Below are 14,739 nucleotides of genomic sequence, written 5' to 3'. Positions count from 1 at the left end.
GAGATAATAATGACTAATCCATACCCGCTTCAATTTCAACCGGAATTTAAAGAACGTGTGTGGGGCGGACGTGCCCTTGAACAATTTGGCTGGGATATTCCTGAAGGCGTGATCGGTGAAGGCTGGATGATCGCAGATCACCCGAATGGTACCACTTCTGTTATCGGTGGCGAATTAGATGGTGTAAGCTTAACTGAACTTGGACAACGATTCGGACGCGATTGGTTCGGCACCAAAGGTGTATCTGAAGTCAACGGACGTTTTCCATTATTGATCAAACTATTGGATTGTAATGACGACCTTTCTGTTCAGGTTCATCCTACAGATGATTATGCAGGGCTTCCTAAAGGGGAACTCGGCAAAACAGAAATGTGGTATGTGCTTGCGGCGAAGCCGGGTGCTAAGATCATTTACGGTCTTAAAGAAGGCGTGACTCGTGAATCCTTAGCAGAAGCGATTGAGAATAATAAAATTACAGATACATTGCAAGAGGTTTCGGTAGAAGCAGGCGATACATTCTATATTCCTGCCGGTACTGTACATGCTTTGTGCGCAGGAGTACTGGTTGCTGAAATCCAACAAAATTCAGATACAACGTATCGTTTATACGATTATGATCGTCCTGGATTAGATGGTAAACCTCGTGAACTCCATATTGAAGATTCACTCAATGTCATCGCTTATGAAGGCGCTGGCGCAACGACGATGAAAACAGATGGTCTTACAGCTGGAGAATGGTTAGAACTCGCTGCTTCTCCTTACTTTATTGTTGAAAAAGGGGTCGTAGATGGTGCTTGGTCATTATCAACAACCGCAGAAAGTTTTACTATTCTAGTCATCGCTGATGGTGAAGGTTCGATTGCATGGGGCAATGAAAGTGTCCCTGTCAAAGGTGGACAATGTTTCTTATTACCTGCTAATCTAGGCGACTACACATTAGATGGTCATTGCACGGTTATTCGTTCTTATTTGCCTTAAAAAGACAGAACAGTTCTAGTTAGCTTTGATTCAATAATGGGAATAAATGGTTAACATTAGTTAGATTATAAGTTCGAAATGAGACAACAATAGACCTGTACAGACCTACATCAATCATGTAGATTTGTACAGGTTATTTGCAAGGAGGAATACGATGCTAGAGCGTACATTTAAAATGACTGATCCTGAAAATGTAGCTGTCCATGTATATGAATGGCTTCCAGAAGATGATGAGAATCACCGACCTTTACGCGGAATTGTTCAGATTACTCATGGCATGTCTGAAACTGCCAAACGATACAAACGATTTGCAGAATCGCTAACTGAGCAAGGATTTATAGTCTATGCTCATGATCAACGTGGACATGGATTAACGGCTTCAGGGCCTGAATATTTAGGCGATCCAGGAGATAACGGATTTTATTGGATGACTCAGAATGTGATGCAATTATCTGAATGGATTCGAGATCATCATCCGAATATGCCTCTTTTCATTATGGGACATAGTATGGGTTCTTTTATTATTCAAAAGGTGATGTATGAGCAACCTGATCTGTATGATGGATTTATGTTGTCCGGTACAAATGGAAAGCGTAATCTACTCCGTGTAGGTAAGCAGATTGCTCATCTTCAGCAACGACTGCGTGGACAAGTACATCGTAGTCTATTGTTAAATATCATTGTGTTTGCTTCATACAATAAAGGGCTCCCACGTCCACGTAAAACGTTTGATTGGTTATCACGTGATCCTGAAGAAGTATCTTTATTTATGAATGATCCACTTTGTGGGAAGTTACCTTCTGTTCGTTTTTATGTTCACTTTTTTGAATTGTTGTTAGAGATTCATCAACCCGATCATATGAAGCGTATTCCACCGAATAAGCCTGTGTATTTATTTAGCGGTGAACGTGATCCTGTCGGACAATATGGTAAAGGGGTCAAGCAGTTGTATCAACAATATCTTCAGTTGGGGTTAGAAGATGTGAAGCTCGATTTGTATCCAGACAGCCGACATGAGACGCTAAATGATACCAATCGTGATGAAGTGACTGCAAATGTGATTCATTGGCTAAACGCACACCTATCTACTCAATCCGTGACATCCAAATAAAGCCATCTCTCCTATGTAGGTAGAGACGGCTTTATTTTTTTCAAAATGATAAAGAATTACGATGAAACATTACGCGAAGTACGTAACAGATTCAGACCTAATAATATAAAAATACTACCTGTAATCTTGTTCATATATGTAGAGATACGACTGGATTGAAGACGCTTTGCCATTTTACTAGAAAACAGAACCAATAACATACACCATAGTATTCCGGTCGTGCTAAAAGTAAGTCCGAGCAGGATAAAAGGAACCGCTCCATACGTCTGTTCAGGGCTGACAAATTGAGGGATAAACGCTAAATAAAACAGCGCAACTTTGGGATTCAGTACATTGGTCATCATGCCTTGCAAATACACTTTACGATTGCTTTGTGACTCTACAGCTTGCATCGATGGTTTATCTTCGTGCCGAGCCATAATCGAACGAACACCCAACCAGATCAGATAGGCAGCCCCAATCCATTTAACAATATTAAAAGCAAGCGCAGATTGCATAAGAATAAGAGAAAGTCCAAGACCCGCAAGTAATGTATGTACTAATGAACCTGAGACAATACCATATACTGACATGATCCCTGCCTTTTTCCCTTGAAAAATACTACGACTTAAAATATAAATCGTATCACTGCCCGGTGTTATATTGAGCAAAATACTAGACAAAATAAAAATCCAATAATGTTCGATTCCCCACACGGTTCCTCACTCCTATCTTTTTTATATCTGAAGATTATATCTGCTTTGAAGTGAAATGGGTATAGATAATATATAAAAAATACAGACAACAGCATCTTAAAAGATACTTTTGTCTGTATGTGTAGAAATAAAGCCTACAACTATTTAATAAATCAGTGTATGGCGATACATGTATACCTTATTGACGATTTTCTAATTTTCGTGGATCAGGGCTAGTGTTGGTCGTCATCTCTACACCTTCATGTAGACCTGCATCAATCGACTGCCATGGTACAAGCTTGAAGTTTTGATTAAGCTTTTTGCCATTTTGCAAATTCTCATCATCTTGAGCAATAAATACACCATACGGATACTGGCTACCCATATTCGCACCTAATACATCAATACCATCGGTTTCTGTCGTGCCATCGATACCTTTACCATCGTTAATCGTAAAGTTAGCGATGTATGCATTGTTATTCTGGCGATCATAGACAGCATACGTGTTATTACCTTGACTTGAAGCCATCAAGTAACCTGTTCCATCTGCACCATAATAAAGGGTTAACCCTTCGATATCATCATGGAGACGACGACCATCTGCAACATCAACTGTGCCTAAAGCTTTGGTACCACCATCAGGTTCTGCACTGTATTTCCAGATCGCTGCATCTTCTTCAGCAATATATAATGTGCCATATTCATCATCAGCAACCATACCTTCTGATTGCGTATCCAGCTTGAATTGACGTACCAATGATCCTTTTACTTTGCCTTTACCATTATCCATTAATTCATATTGTTCGAATTCGCCTTCTTTACCCAAAACAAGCGCATAGTATTTGTTTGTTTTTACACTATGGTACAAGCTAAATCCGTATACTTCACCCATTTTGGATTTGATTGGTGTAGCAAGGATATTTTGAAGTGCGCCTGTTTGACCATTAAACGAAAAGATATCAATCGTATTGCTTGAACGATTGGTCGCACCAACAATATCCACTTTTTTACCGTTCAATGGAAAATCGTAACGAAGGTCGGTATTGTTCATTTTACCTGTAGGATAAGATTGTAACTCTTTGCCTTTCAGATCATAGACCAACATGCCTCCGCCTTTGTTCGTAGCAATAATCTTGCTGTTGGCTGCGTTGGATGGATCAAGCCAGATCGCTGGATCATCTGCTGCATCTTCACCTGACTCTACAGCAGCTGTCTCGCCTGTAGGCTGAACCGAAAATACAGGGATAGCATCAGCAGGATCATTGAATTTGGCATTTTCAGCAGTGATCATTGTCAGCAAGCTTTGTGGAATATAGGTAGCTCCCTGTTGTAAATGAGCAGCTTGTTCCAATACGCCACTTTTGCCAGCCAGTCGGTATTTCTTCTCACCCACTGTAATCGAACCTGTAATTCCATTTTTCAATTGGAAAAAGGCTGCTTTATCTTCTCCGTCCCAGTACATTTTGCCACCGATAGCCTCGATCGATTGTCTAAGCGGAACGGATGAACCTTCTGCTGCATGTACCAGCGGACTCGCTACCGCTGCTGTAATACTGATTCCTGCCATCAATAAAGCCGTTTTACCTATGTTCTTCAACATTTCATCTGCTCCTTGTCGCGATTACGCTATGTATGGCGTGTCATACCCATCGATTTAAATATAGGCGATGATTGTTAGCGTGGAGTCTGTATTGTGTAAAGTTCAGGTAAAGCGCTAGAATAGTATTTATTTATCCAAATCAAGCTTTTTCTCATAGCATAAACTAATACCATCATCTTTATAATCCGCAAAGACAGGAATACGATAATAACCATTGCGTTCGTAAAAAGCTGTCGCTTCAAATTGTTCTGCACCTGTCTCCAAGCGAATCCATTGACAACCCTGTTCAATCGCTCTCTGCTCTAATGCTTGTAGCATTTTACCAGCAATCCCTTGTCTACGATATGTAGAGTCGACGAAAAATCGTTTCAATTCTACACTGTCTGCATCCAATGAACGAATAGCACCACAACCTGCCGGTGTATCATCTACATAAGCCACCATAAAAGTAGTTTTAAGGGTATCAGGATGATCCAGATCAATTGTATAAATATTTTCTTCATCATACCGCTGTAGTAGATCTTTATCTAATGCCAGAATTAATCTTCTCAAATGCTGATCAGTAGGCAGAACTTGTTCTATACGAACCATAGATATAACACTCCTTTGATTATAGGGATTGAGAAGATTCTACGGTTTTATAATGATGTACCGTCGGGAATGGATCATAGTAATGATGAAGTAATTGCTTCCACTCCTGATATTCTGCTGATCCGCGGAATCCTTCAGTATGATCGGCTAGTGTCTGCCAACGGACTAACAATATGTATTGATTGTCAACTTCAAGGTAACATTGTAACTCATGTGATATGTACCCTTTCATACCAGATATAATCTGAGAAGCTTGACGGAAACTTTGCTCAAAATCTTCGGTTTGACCTGCTTTTACTTGTAAAATAGCTACCTCTAATATCATCACATCACTCCTCCATATCTTTTCCTTATAGCACTATATAAATAATTGGGCACTACCCATAATGGGTTTGATTTAGTATAAAGGTGTTCGCTCTTTCATTCAACTGAACAATACAAAAAGTCTTGCTCCTACGATCAGGAACAAGACTTTAGATTTACCTACCCGTTAGTTACGACTATTCAGCTTAGATAACAAACGTAGAATTTCCATATACAACCAGATCAAGGTCACCATTAGACCAAAGGCTGCATACCATTCCATATACTTAGGTGCACCTGATTGAGCTTCAGTCTCAATGAAGTGAAAGTCTAGCAATAAGTTCAGTGCAGCAATCGCTACGATAAATAAGCTAATCCCGATGCCGATCCAACCGGTTTCATGAATAAACGGTACACTGATTCCAAAAAATCCTAAAATAATATCAATTAGATAAACAAGTGCAATTGAAGCCGTACAAATCACGATGCCAAGTGTAAATCCTGGTGTGACTTTGATAATACGTAATGTATAAATAGCTAGCATCAAGAATAATGTCCCTACCGTAATCAGAATCGCATTGATAACAATTCCCGGATAACTATAATCGGTCCACGCCGAGATTGCCCCTAACATTAATCCATTCAAAATCACATATAAAGGTGCTGTTACAAAGGCTGCTCTTTTGAAAAAAATAGTAATTAGCGAAGTCACCAGACTACCGATCAAACCTACGATCAGAAAACCAGTCACATCTTGTCCTTGATAATACAAATACCATGTGTACACTGCTGCAACCATTAGCAAAGCAAGAAGTACCATTGTTTTTCCAACAGTACCGCCAACCGTCATTGCTCCTGCTTTAAAATCACTTTCTTTAAAATCCGAAAATGCTTTTTCACTAAGTGCTGGATTGTTTAACGCCATACGATCATCTCTTTTCTGTCTAAAATATAAATAACCCCTCTACATCATCGTTCTACGGATGACTTGTCCATTATAGGTGGGAATGATTCATTTGGACAACCCCACCCATTTGGCACGTAACACAAATACTTCTTTGTTATTTTTGATCGTTTCAGCTAGATTGCTACTTGTCATAGTGTGTTGACCATCATTGTTGACACGCATAGAAAGATCAACCGTCGTGTTGATCGGAATTGATCGCTGATCCAACAAGGTACTCGACATGGATGTAGAAGCATGTACTGGAAGATATGTATACTCTAAGCTGGTAGAATTTAATCCCACTTGAATCATAATCACAACCGTCTCATGGCGATCATCTTCTCTTTTAGAATAAGAATGAATCGACATTTCTTTTTCTCCGTCTGGAATAGCAAAATTGTTATACAGCATTTGTTCTTTGAACTGTCCATTACGATAATGATCGATCCATGTTCGCACGGTACTTACTTTTTGCTGATTTATATTCACTTTCGCGATAACGATATTATCCCATGTCTGTGCTTGTAACTTTTGATATTCAGCATCGGTATTCGGTACAACATGTAATTGGATCATTTTCTGTTGTTTTTTCGCTTTTTTTGTAGCTTCTTTGGCTTCATACTGTTCGATCAGATCTGTGGTTAATCCTTTTTCTGAAGTGGGTGCCTCAGTAGTATTGGTTACAGGTCGATCAGGTGTTCGAATGACTTTAGCTGTTACCGGTTGTGTGGGAGTAGACTGATTTTCACATCCAACCAATACAATAAGCAACAATACGATAATGGTTTTTTTCAATCGTTTGGATTCCTTTCGGTGACAGCATCACGATCACTTCCTAGAAATGATTGCGTAAAAGATTGAATAATAGGACGATCAGGTGGATTGATCATCTGTGGTAATACAAAAAGGTCAAAAAATTGTAATTCTTGGACTTCAGAACATTGCGCTTGAAGTGAACCTGTATACTCTCTACATACGTAAGCTGCTACAACATTATAGACTTCATCCCCATGCGGATATTGATAATATAGATCAGGGCCGGAGAAAATATCCAGTAGCTGCAAATGCACAGCTACCAAACCTGTTTCTTCTTCTAGTTCTCGCTTAGCGACTTGTTCTAATGTCTCGCCAAGTTCCATACTTCCACCGGGTAATCCCCAGCAATGATTATCTACACGCTTTTGCAAAAGGATCTGTTGTTGATCATTTACTAATATAACAGTAGCACCAGCCATAATAAGAGGTCTGCTTCCTACAACTGCTCTTAGTTCAGTGATATAGCTCATCCACCTTTGCTCCTTATTGAACAGCTATAATTTGCTGTTTGGTCTGTCGTGCTATTTCTCTGCCTTCTTCATCCAGCGAAGCATCTAACATCGCAAACCATGTATCAATATCCATTTTATCTTTGCGAGCTGTTAAAATAATTTTGGCGGCTTCCATCGTATGAGGTAACATAGGCACTCCACGCATATATAAGAACGTATCATCTGTAATATGAAGTTGCTTATGGATATCAACTAATTCATTTAATACTTTAAATGCACGATCATATTCCTTAGCATCTGCAAGTGCACGGCAAGCATAGTACATCATCTGCGGAATAGGTACACCTTCATCATTTTCAGCGTGTGCACGTAATTCTTTGGCTTGTGTATAAGCTTCCATGCCCTGATCGATTTTACCTGCCAGAATAGCCGAAGTCATTAAATTAAACCAATCATTGATATCTCCATACTCATTGCATAACCATTCAAATGTAGCTCGTGCTTGTTCATATTGCTCTAATCGAAAATAAGACAAAGCAGTCAAACCATACGCTTCTTTCACCACATACGTATCTAGAGAGGAACGATAAGGTTCAACTTCTTGCAAAACTTCACTAAATTTCTCTTGTTGAAACAATTCACGCAACCGATCCATTTCTTGAAATTCAGGATTGGCTAGATTCACTTTCTGTGGTTCTGTAGCAGACTCTGTTGGAGAAGTGGAAGTCTTTGGTGTAGACTCTTCATGAGATTCATTCGTGTCATCTGACTTTTTACCAAACAGTGAACGTAACTTTTTCATTATCTATTCTCCTCTACTCTTGCTATTTTAAGACTGTTGCCAGTTGCTATCAATAAATTCGTCCCGACCGGATTGCTCACGATCTTCTTTATAATGTTTTGGATTCTTTTTGTGATAATCTTGATGATATTCTTCAGCAGGATAGAACACAGATGCAGGCAAAATTTCAGTGACAATCGGTTGTGTAAATCGACCACTTGCTGCCAGTTCTACTTTGGACTGAAGTGCTAATTCTTGCTGTTCTTCATTATGATAAAAAATAGCGGTACGATACTGTGTTCCACGATCTTGGAACTGTCCGCCATCATCGGTTGGATCGGTCTGTGGCCAGTACAATTCTAACAATTTCTCGTAAGCAAATAATGACGGATCAAATGTAATTTCAACGACTTCATAATGACCGGTATTGCCTGTTTTGACTTGTTCGTACGTTGGATTTTTGATATGCCCACCTGTATATCCAGATACGATTCCATGAATACCTGGTAATTCTTCGAATGGAGTAACCATGCACCAGAAACATCCTCCGGCAAATGTAGCTTTTTGTAATTCTGACATGTACATAATCCCCTTCTGTGTATGAGTAGGTTAAATATATCTTCATTATACGTATGTTTAGAAAGCATTACAAAAGCCGCAATACTTAGATGATCACTCATCTATGCTTGCGGCTGATTCTCAAAAAAATCATATGGCTTATCGATTGATAAGACGATTATAGACTACCTGCTATTTCTGTTCAGGAATATAGACGACAAACCCGCTATCTTCACAAAACACATCACTGAATTGATATACCTGTTTGTTATCGACAAACAACCATTCCAGCACTCTACGGATGACTTGCAGCATGATAGTCCCCTCTCTTCATTTCAACTTCGCCAATGTGGCTTATCGTCATTTTAAGGGGGAGAACTATCGTTGTCAATCCAGATTTGTGTAAATAAAAATAGAAAATATCAACGCAGTGTAAACGCTCTAATATATACAGCTTTATGAGGAAGATATATCAAAGTAATGACCAAATATTCCTAACGATTTGATCGTCAAATTTCCTTTATTGGTCGAGTATTCATCTGTCGTTTTTTTATAAAGAAACAAATGACGTTCTGTTTTGTCTTTCCATTCAATCGCTTGTCCATTAATACTACAATCTCTCGTTACTGTATCACTTGTACACTTTAGATTGTATTGAGTGGCTAACCATTGATTATAAGACTTTTCACTTGGGACAGTAGCCACCATACTCAAAATCAGTGCAAAAAAGATCAATATCAAAATCCATTTTTTTCTTTGTTTCGGCAAAACAGAATCAGCTCCTATACATGTGAGAACATTATAATACTTTGTAATGAGTACGATGTGGATCATGAGAATCTGGCTTAAATCCTAGCGCTAGATAGAACTGACTGGCTTGCTCACTATCTGCACGCAGTACCAGTATATTATAGAACTTGTTTGCTTCAGAAGTCACTTTTTGCACCAATTGCGTACCAATTCCTAGATGACGATAGTCTGGATGAACATACAATCGGCGTACACGACCTGTAGATTGATCGGAAAAAGGATCTTGATTCAGTCCAATGACACCGACAATCTGCTCTTGTTCGTGGGCAATATACAGTGCTTCGCCTTGACCTGAAAATGTATTTTCTCCTGACTGATATTCGTTAACCAACCGACGGATATGTCTAAATCCTTCTTGTTCACTTTGGAGCACCAAAGGTTCAAGTTCCTCTACTTTCAATTCTTTAATCACAGAGATCATCGTATGTATAACCTACTTTCCTTATCAAATAAATGCAAATAGATCATATCCCTGTATGACAGTAGGAATATGATCTGTATGAATATACTATGTTATTTAACTATGTTCAACTTTGGACTTTTTACTTTGGTTAATCATCGTCTCAATGCGTTCATTACCAAGAATCTGACGGAAATGATGAATCATATGTTCAATATAATCCGCAGCTAACCAGTCGAGTGTCGCACTTTCACCGGAAGGCAAAATACCTTCTTTGGTATAATCTTCTTCTGGAATCTGTGCCAGTACAGTAGCAATCTGAACATTACGATTGATCCAGAGCTGAATCACATCATATGGATCATAACTATTATGATAATCATTCAGTTCTACCCAGCGATCTTGATCATATCCTTCCAGTGGAATCGGATAATCCGACAGAGCTATTTTGACAAAGCGTATATAATTATTCGCAGCCGAATCACACAAGTGACCCACAATTTCTTTTTTAGACCATTTGGCAGGATGCGCTTTGGCGCTGAATTCGTCTTGAGGAATACGATTCAATTCGGTCTGAAAATGCAACACCAGATTCTGAAGTCGTTGACTATAATTCATTTAAAATCCTCCTTTGACAAAATAAGATCCTTTTTGAGCTTAACGAATATGCACGCCAAAATAATACTGACTGTTGTTATCTTTATTCCATGTTGCAGAAAGTGCATACTGCACATCATCATCAGACTTTTCAGGTAGTGAATACTGTCCAGATTGATTTAGTCCTACTGGAAAGTACTCCCCATTTTTTACCATGTATAATTCTATTTTAGCAGGCTTCATTGGAAAGTCGACTTTTATTTGAGATCGAGGGGCAATTGAAATCGACTGACTCTTTATCTGTTGATTTAACAATTTATAATCAAAACAAAAAGACACTCGTAAAGAGTGCCTTTCTATATCTATATGTTGCTTATTTGTGTATTACTGAATCTCTTCATACAACCGAACATATTGTATCTTTTGAGTTTGAGTATGATACGAAAAGACAAGAAAATACTTAGGAATATCTTGATTGGTCAGTTGATATGTAGCTTCTGCTGTATAAGCTACATCTTTAGACGTATCATTTTTTTCATCAGGCTTACCCAATTCAGTGATAATAGTATCCATTTTCAACTTTTTATAAGCGTCTGCACTAGATGTGAGTTCCACTATTTTGTCTTTTCCATCGAAAGCCACATCGAATGTACCATAACTCAACATTGGAACATCCGTATCACCTAATTCTGGCTTCCCTTTTAATTGAAATAATGTCTCACGGCTTGATCCTAATGCTAGACCTTTAGGCAAATCAGGCAATGTGCCTTCTTTAGCAGCTTTGAGAATTGTTGTTCCTGAAAAGGGATCTGTATCGTCTGTATCTTCACTTTGTGTTGACTGTTCGGGAATAGTCTCTTCTGAAGATTGTGGCTCTGCTGTCGCCGGTGTAGACGCTGTGACCGACGGTTCTACAATATTATTGTCAGATGGAGTCGTGGATCCAGAAGTTGTAGGTGTTGCTTGTTGCTGAGAATTACCACACCCTGCTACGATCATCAAGCCTACGATCAATAGACTGATTTTCCATAGACCTGATGATATCTGCAATCGACTCCATTGTTGGTTATCGTTATTTTTACGTGTAGACCTATTCATTCTCTGTTCTCTCCTCTTTGTCAATGATTCGTTAGGTTTAGTATATAGAGAACATGTATCTGCAATACGAACGAATGTATCTAACTTGTAAATAATAGCCTGATTTATAATTGCTGAATCAACGTCGTATAATAGCTGTTACCATTGCGCTGATCTAATCGCCCTGCTGTTTCTAGTGCCATTTGTTCTAGACGACTCGCTATAGCTGGCAAATCATTAGCTTCTTCTGGATAGGGATAGCCAGCTGGTAATTTGACAGATGTCACATTGCCATCAGCAACCAGACGCTTGAACAGGACAACCGCATACGCATTAAACATCATCTTATCACGCGGATTCTCATGATCCAAAGATAATCCAACCCATTGTTCAAATACTTCCAAAGCCTGCAAAAGATCGATATTTAACAGGTAATACATATGCTCACCTGAATGAAGTACAAAGTCACGATTGCCTTTGATCAGGCGATAGCCTTGTTTTTGATATTTCTCTGCTTCTTCTAATTTGCCCAGACGATACAATGGCATTAACACTTTCGATAATGTCAGATGAGGAACTTCGCCACATGTCATTCGACCTCTCAAAATAGGTCTAGCTGTGCGAATAATCTGCTCGTCATTGCCTTTCATCACTTCAAACTCTACAAATTGATGTTGTTCACATGCTTCACAATCGCTCATCTCATCACGATCCATCGCTTTGGTCTTATCCAAAAATTGTTGAGCTTCTTCTACTTCACCATAATCTTTGAGTAGTGAAAAGCGATAGTAATAATAAGAACGCTCACTGTATCCGAATTGTTCGTAACGTCTACGCATATCAGCTAGCAATTCTTCAATTTGTGCCCGGTTAATTTCTGGAAACGAAGCAATCGAATCTAGAATCCATTTGTAAGACCATAATAATGTAAAATCATCGTATTCATCCGGTTGTTGATCAAATTGTCCAAGTAACCATGAGAATGCAACCAGTGCTTTCATCGGATGACCGCTAAAAGTACATGTTTCTACTAATTCTTCACGTGCACTATAGCCCTGTTCAACATCACCAAGACTATCTGCAATCCGAATCGCTTCTTCTAATAAAGCAATCTTGGCTCGTCCATTTGGTAAACTATAAGCTTGATCCATAATATCTTCAAAATCTGGATTTATCTGTTCTGGTTGATGATTCATTCCGTATGTCCTCCTTGATCGTTATTCGCCGATAATCCCCAATCCAAAAAGCGAACAATTCCTTGATTTAATACTTGCATCTCTTGTCTGTTCATCGGGTAATGTCCCATCATTAATGCATTTACATATAACATCTCAATAGCCACAACGATCATACTTTCGTTTTTGGCTTGGAAAATACGTTCTACGACCGAATTGTTAATATTCAGATACAGTGTCGAATAAGCAGATTCTTGTAGCGAAGAACTTAAGCTCTGCAAGACCGAAGTTAATGCTAGCGGACTGACTGATTTGGATGTTTCAATCGAGCGCAGATCAGAAGCTTCTTGCGACAAAGTAAATAATGCTGGCAAATCTTCCGGCTTGAACCGTTTAAGTTGAATCTGACAGCGGAATCGTTGCAAAGCCACATCCGCATAGCGAACAGCTTCATAATACTGCTTACGTTCATCTGCGGTAATATCGGTAAAAGCAAGCGACACATCTTCTGGAATCAAGCGCTCTGTCTGCGCTTCTGCACACACTTCAGGAAGTAAAGCAATCAGTTCGGCATCATACACATAACCACCATTGACCACTAACAATGATTGAGCAGAAGCCACATGTGTAATCTGACGATATTCATCCAGACTTGTCGTATAATACATCTTCTGTCCATCTGCCATTAATTCATGCACTTTACGGCGACCGTATGTTGTCTCAAAAGGCAACCAGCGATAGATAATCTGGAAAAAGGATGTATCTTCAACCGCCAGAGCTTTCATCGATAATGCATGTAATTGAATAATCCGTTGCAGTCGATCAGGATCGTATTCAGCCATCCGTAACAATTCAGCACGAATACTATCTCCTAACTCCTGACGTACTTGTTCCAGCTTCTCATTTTCATAAAAATGTTCACGAGATGCTGTCGGCTGTAACTCATCGGTCCAGATGATACTTTTCACAAAAAACGCCCAGTCTGGCAAAATGTTTTCTGCTTTTTCTGACACCAACATATATTTGAGATACACACGATTGGATTTTTTAACATTCAGATTGACCGAGTGTGGCAAAATAAACGCAATCCCACCTGTGCGTCCAGAAGCAGTCTTCAAAGGGATATAATCTTGAAACTTCTCTCCTAGTAAACGTTGTCCCAATTGCAATACTTCTTCACGATGCCCACGTGCTCGCTCTGGATCATCTAACCATAACGGACGCTGATCGTTCACAATACGCTGAGTCTGTTCATCACGGAATGTAATCGGGTATGGCAATAGCGCACCATAATCATAGATCCATTGTTGTAACAACTCCGATTCATAATACATTTCACAATCAGGCTTACAACGTAAATATACTTTGGTTCCTGGAGATAACTCTGTCTCTAACTCACGAATATGATATGTACCATCTGGATTACCACGCCATTCTAGTGCTTTGCCACCTTTGGCAGATTGAGTCACCATCACAATCTCATCACTGACCATAAAACAAGATAACAATCCAATCCCGAATCGTCCGATAAATGAGGTCTCTTGTGTAAACGCATCTGCTCCACCACGCTTAGACGATTGACCGATCATTGCCAAAAACTCATGCACATCTTCTCTAGTTAAGCCAATTCCATCGTCTTCGATCATCAATGTCGACCCAGCACCTGTACCGGTTAATTCAAGATGGATACTTCCTTGATACGTAGGATCTTGCTGAGAACGAGCGGTTACAGCATCAACTGCATTCTGCAATACTTCACGTAAAAACACTTTGGGATTACTATACAAATGATTGGATAAAATATTGATCATTCCACTAAGATTTACTTGAAACCGATATGTATCTGATTCACTCATACCATACAACTCCT

The 14,739-nt window shown here is 39.2% G+C and carries 19 protein-coding genes; 2 read left to right on the top strand and 17 right to left on the bottom strand.

Annotated features, from left to right (window positions below; genetic code table 11):
- Positions 1 to 9: 9 nt before the first annotated feature.
- Positions 10 to 978 (top strand): type I phosphomannose isomerase catalytic subunit, encoded by a 969-nt coding sequence (locus PaeCFBP13512_RS07210; protein WP_137222206.1) that lies wholly within the window; start codon positions 10 to 12, stop codon positions 976 to 978.
- 154 nt (positions 979 to 1,132) lie between these two features.
- Positions 1,133 to 2,089 (top strand): alpha/beta fold hydrolase, encoded by a 957-nt coding sequence (locus PaeCFBP13512_RS07205; protein ID WP_137222204.1) that lies wholly within the window; start codon positions 1,133 to 1,135, stop codon positions 2,087 to 2,089.
- A gap of 56 nt (positions 2,090 to 2,145) precedes the next feature.
- Here PaeCFBP13512_RS07205 and PaeCFBP13512_RS07200 read toward each other — a convergent pair whose 3' ends face one another.
- The 17 genes from PaeCFBP13512_RS07200 to PaeCFBP13512_RS07130 form a co-directional block, all read right to left on the bottom strand.
- Positions 2,146 to 2,784 (bottom strand): LysE family translocator, encoded by a 639-nt coding sequence (locus PaeCFBP13512_RS07200; RefSeq protein WP_137222201.1) that lies wholly within the window; start codon positions 2,782 to 2,784, stop codon positions 2,146 to 2,148.
- 178 nt (positions 2,785 to 2,962) lie between these two features.
- Positions 2,963 to 4,363: a phytase gene (locus PaeCFBP13512_RS07195; protein WP_241669306.1), complete on the bottom strand. Its 1,401-nt coding sequence runs from the start codon at positions 4,361 to 4,363 to the stop codon at positions 2,963 to 2,965.
- A gap of 126 nt (positions 4,364 to 4,489) precedes the next feature.
- Complete coding sequence (locus PaeCFBP13512_RS07190) at positions 4,490 to 4,954, bottom strand: GNAT family N-acetyltransferase (RefSeq protein WP_137222199.1); 465 nt, start codon at positions 4,952 to 4,954, stop codon at positions 4,490 to 4,492.
- Between the two features lie 19 nt (positions 4,955 to 4,973).
- Positions 4,974 to 5,279, bottom strand: a complete 306-nt coding sequence (locus tag PaeCFBP13512_RS07185) for an antibiotic biosynthesis monooxygenase family protein (RefSeq protein ID WP_137222197.1) — start codon at positions 5,277 to 5,279, stop codon at positions 4,974 to 4,976.
- Between the two features lie 165 nt (positions 5,280 to 5,444).
- Entirely contained in the window at positions 5,445 to 6,182 is a 738-nt protein-coding gene (locus tag PaeCFBP13512_RS07180) for a Bax inhibitor-1/YccA family protein (RefSeq protein WP_137222195.1), read from the bottom strand.
- Positions 6,183 to 6,269: 87 nt separating this feature from the next.
- The gene (locus PaeCFBP13512_RS07175) at positions 6,270 to 6,998 is read right to left on the bottom strand and encodes a hypothetical protein (protein WP_137222193.1); all 729 of its coding nucleotides are present in this window, start codon (positions 6,996 to 6,998) and stop codon (positions 6,270 to 6,272) included.
- Entirely contained in the window at positions 6,995 to 7,489 is a 495-nt protein-coding gene (locus tag PaeCFBP13512_RS07170; RefSeq protein ID WP_069327234.1) for an NUDIX hydrolase, read from the bottom strand. The genes PaeCFBP13512_RS07175 and PaeCFBP13512_RS07170 overlap by 4 nt, the downstream gene beginning before the upstream one ends.
- A 13-nt stretch (positions 7,490 to 7,502) precedes the next feature.
- Entirely contained in the window at positions 7,503 to 8,273 is a 771-nt protein-coding gene (locus PaeCFBP13512_RS07165; protein WP_069327233.1) for a hypothetical protein, read from the bottom strand.
- A 27-nt stretch (positions 8,274 to 8,300) separates the two neighbouring features.
- The gene (gene msrA / locus PaeCFBP13512_RS07160) at positions 8,301 to 8,831 is read right to left on the bottom strand and encodes a peptide-methionine (S)-S-oxide reductase MsrA (RefSeq protein ID WP_069327232.1); all 531 of its coding nucleotides are present in this window, start codon (positions 8,829 to 8,831) and stop codon (positions 8,301 to 8,303) included.
- A 171-nt stretch (positions 8,832 to 9,002) separates the two neighbouring features.
- Positions 9,003 to 9,125 carry a hypothetical protein gene (locus tag PaeCFBP13512_RS23575; RefSeq protein WP_273593517.1) on the bottom strand — a complete coding sequence of 41 codons (123 nt, stop codon included), beginning with the start codon at positions 9,123 to 9,125 and terminating at the stop codon, positions 9,003 to 9,005.
- A gap of 141 nt (positions 9,126 to 9,266) precedes the next feature.
- Complete coding sequence (locus PaeCFBP13512_RS07155; protein ID WP_137222191.1) at positions 9,267 to 9,578, bottom strand: hypothetical protein; 312 nt, start codon at positions 9,576 to 9,578, stop codon at positions 9,267 to 9,269.
- A 31-nt stretch (positions 9,579 to 9,609) separates the two neighbouring features.
- Positions 9,610 to 10,041, bottom strand: coding sequence for a GNAT family N-acetyltransferase (locus PaeCFBP13512_RS07150; RefSeq protein WP_137222189.1), 432 nt, complete (start codon positions 10,039 to 10,041; stop codon positions 9,610 to 9,612).
- Positions 10,042 to 10,137: 96 nt separating this feature from the next.
- Positions 10,138 to 10,638: a DinB family protein gene (locus PaeCFBP13512_RS07145; RefSeq protein WP_137222187.1), complete on the bottom strand. Its 501-nt coding sequence runs from the start codon at positions 10,636 to 10,638 to the stop codon at positions 10,138 to 10,140.
- Positions 10,639 to 10,677: 39 nt separating this feature from the next.
- Positions 10,678 to 10,833: a hypothetical protein gene (locus PaeCFBP13512_RS23195; RefSeq protein ID WP_161594234.1), complete on the bottom strand. Its 156-nt coding sequence runs from the start codon at positions 10,831 to 10,833 to the stop codon at positions 10,678 to 10,680.
- A 168-nt stretch (positions 10,834 to 11,001) separates the two neighbouring features.
- On the bottom strand, positions 11,002 to 11,715 hold the full coding sequence (locus tag PaeCFBP13512_RS07140) for a DUF4309 domain-containing protein (protein WP_137222185.1): 714 nt from the start codon (positions 11,713 to 11,715) through the stop codon (positions 11,002 to 11,004).
- Positions 11,716 to 11,819: 104 nt separating this feature from the next.
- Positions 11,820 to 12,890 carry a hypothetical protein gene (locus tag PaeCFBP13512_RS07135; RefSeq protein WP_137222183.1) on the bottom strand — a complete coding sequence of 357 codons (1,071 nt, stop codon included), beginning with the start codon at positions 12,888 to 12,890 and terminating at the stop codon, positions 11,820 to 11,822.
- Positions 12,887 to 14,725, bottom strand: coding sequence for an HSP90 family protein (locus tag PaeCFBP13512_RS07130; RefSeq protein WP_137222181.1), 1,839 nt, complete (start codon positions 14,723 to 14,725; stop codon positions 12,887 to 12,889). Before PaeCFBP13512_RS07130 ends, PaeCFBP13512_RS07135 begins: the two co-directional genes overlap by 4 nt.
- Positions 14,726 to 14,739 lie beyond the last annotated feature (14 nt).

The organism is Paenibacillus sp. CFBP13512 (assembly GCF_005233705.1).
GTDB lineage: Bacteria > Bacillota > Bacilli > Paenibacillales > Paenibacillaceae > Saccharibacillus > Saccharibacillus nuruki.
Note: the sequence above shows the minus strand (reverse complement) of the source record. Positions and strands in the feature narration are given on the sequence as shown.

Excerpts from the sequence above, each read along its gene's own strand:
- PaeCFBP13512_RS07210 (WP_137222206.1), top strand. The coding sequence starts at position 10 with ATGACTAATCCATACCCGCTTCAATTTCAACCGGAATTTAAAGAACGT.
- PaeCFBP13512_RS07205 (WP_137222204.1), top strand. The coding sequence starts at position 1,133 with ATGCTAGAGCGTACATTTAAAATGACTGATCCTGAAAATGTAGCTGTC.
- PaeCFBP13512_RS07195 (WP_241669306.1), bottom strand. The coding sequence starts at position 4,363 with ATGTTGAAGAACATAGGTAAAACGGCTTTATTGATGGCAGGAATCAGT.
- PaeCFBP13512_RS07190 (WP_137222199.1), bottom strand. The coding sequence starts at position 4,954 with ATGGTTCGTATAGAACAAGTTCTGCCTACTGATCAGCATTTGAGAAGA.
- PaeCFBP13512_RS07185 (WP_137222197.1), bottom strand. The coding sequence starts at position 5,279 with ATGATATTAGAGGTAGCTATTTTACAAGTAAAAGCAGGTCAAACCGAA.
- PaeCFBP13512_RS07180 (WP_137222195.1), bottom strand. The coding sequence starts at position 6,182 with ATGGCGTTAAACAATCCAGCACTTAGTGAAAAAGCATTTTCGGATTTT.
- PaeCFBP13512_RS07170 (WP_069327234.1), bottom strand. The coding sequence starts at position 7,489 with ATGAGCTATATCACTGAACTAAGAGCAGTTGTAGGAAGCAGACCTCTT.
- PaeCFBP13512_RS07165 (WP_069327233.1), bottom strand. The coding sequence starts at position 8,273 with ATGAAAAAGTTACGTTCACTGTTTGGTAAAAAGTCAGATGACACGAAT.
- msrA (WP_069327232.1), bottom strand. The coding sequence starts at position 8,831 with ATGTCAGAATTACAAAAAGCTACATTTGCCGGAGGATGTTTCTGGTGC.
- PaeCFBP13512_RS23575 (WP_273593517.1), bottom strand. The coding sequence starts at position 9,125 with ATGCTGCAAGTCATCCGTAGAGTGCTGGAATGGTTGTTTGTCGATAAC.
- PaeCFBP13512_RS07150 (WP_137222189.1), bottom strand. The coding sequence starts at position 10,041 with ATGATCTCTGTGATTAAAGAATTGAAAGTAGAGGAACTTGAACCTTTG.
- PaeCFBP13512_RS07145 (WP_137222187.1), bottom strand. The coding sequence starts at position 10,638 with ATGAATTATAGTCAACGACTTCAGAATCTGGTGTTGCATTTTCAGACC.
- PaeCFBP13512_RS23195 (WP_161594234.1), bottom strand. The coding sequence starts at position 10,833 with ATGGTAAAAAATGGGGAGTACTTTCCAGTAGGACTAAATCAATCTGGA.
- PaeCFBP13512_RS07140 (WP_137222185.1), bottom strand. The coding sequence starts at position 11,715 with ATGAATAGGTCTACACGTAAAAATAACGATAACCAACAATGGAGTCGA.
- PaeCFBP13512_RS07135 (WP_137222183.1), bottom strand. The coding sequence starts at position 12,890 with ATGAATCATCAACCAGAACAGATAAATCCAGATTTTGAAGATATTATG.
- PaeCFBP13512_RS07130 (WP_137222181.1), bottom strand. The coding sequence starts at position 14,725 with ATGAGTGAATCAGATACATATCGGTTTCAAGTAAATCTTAGTGGAATG.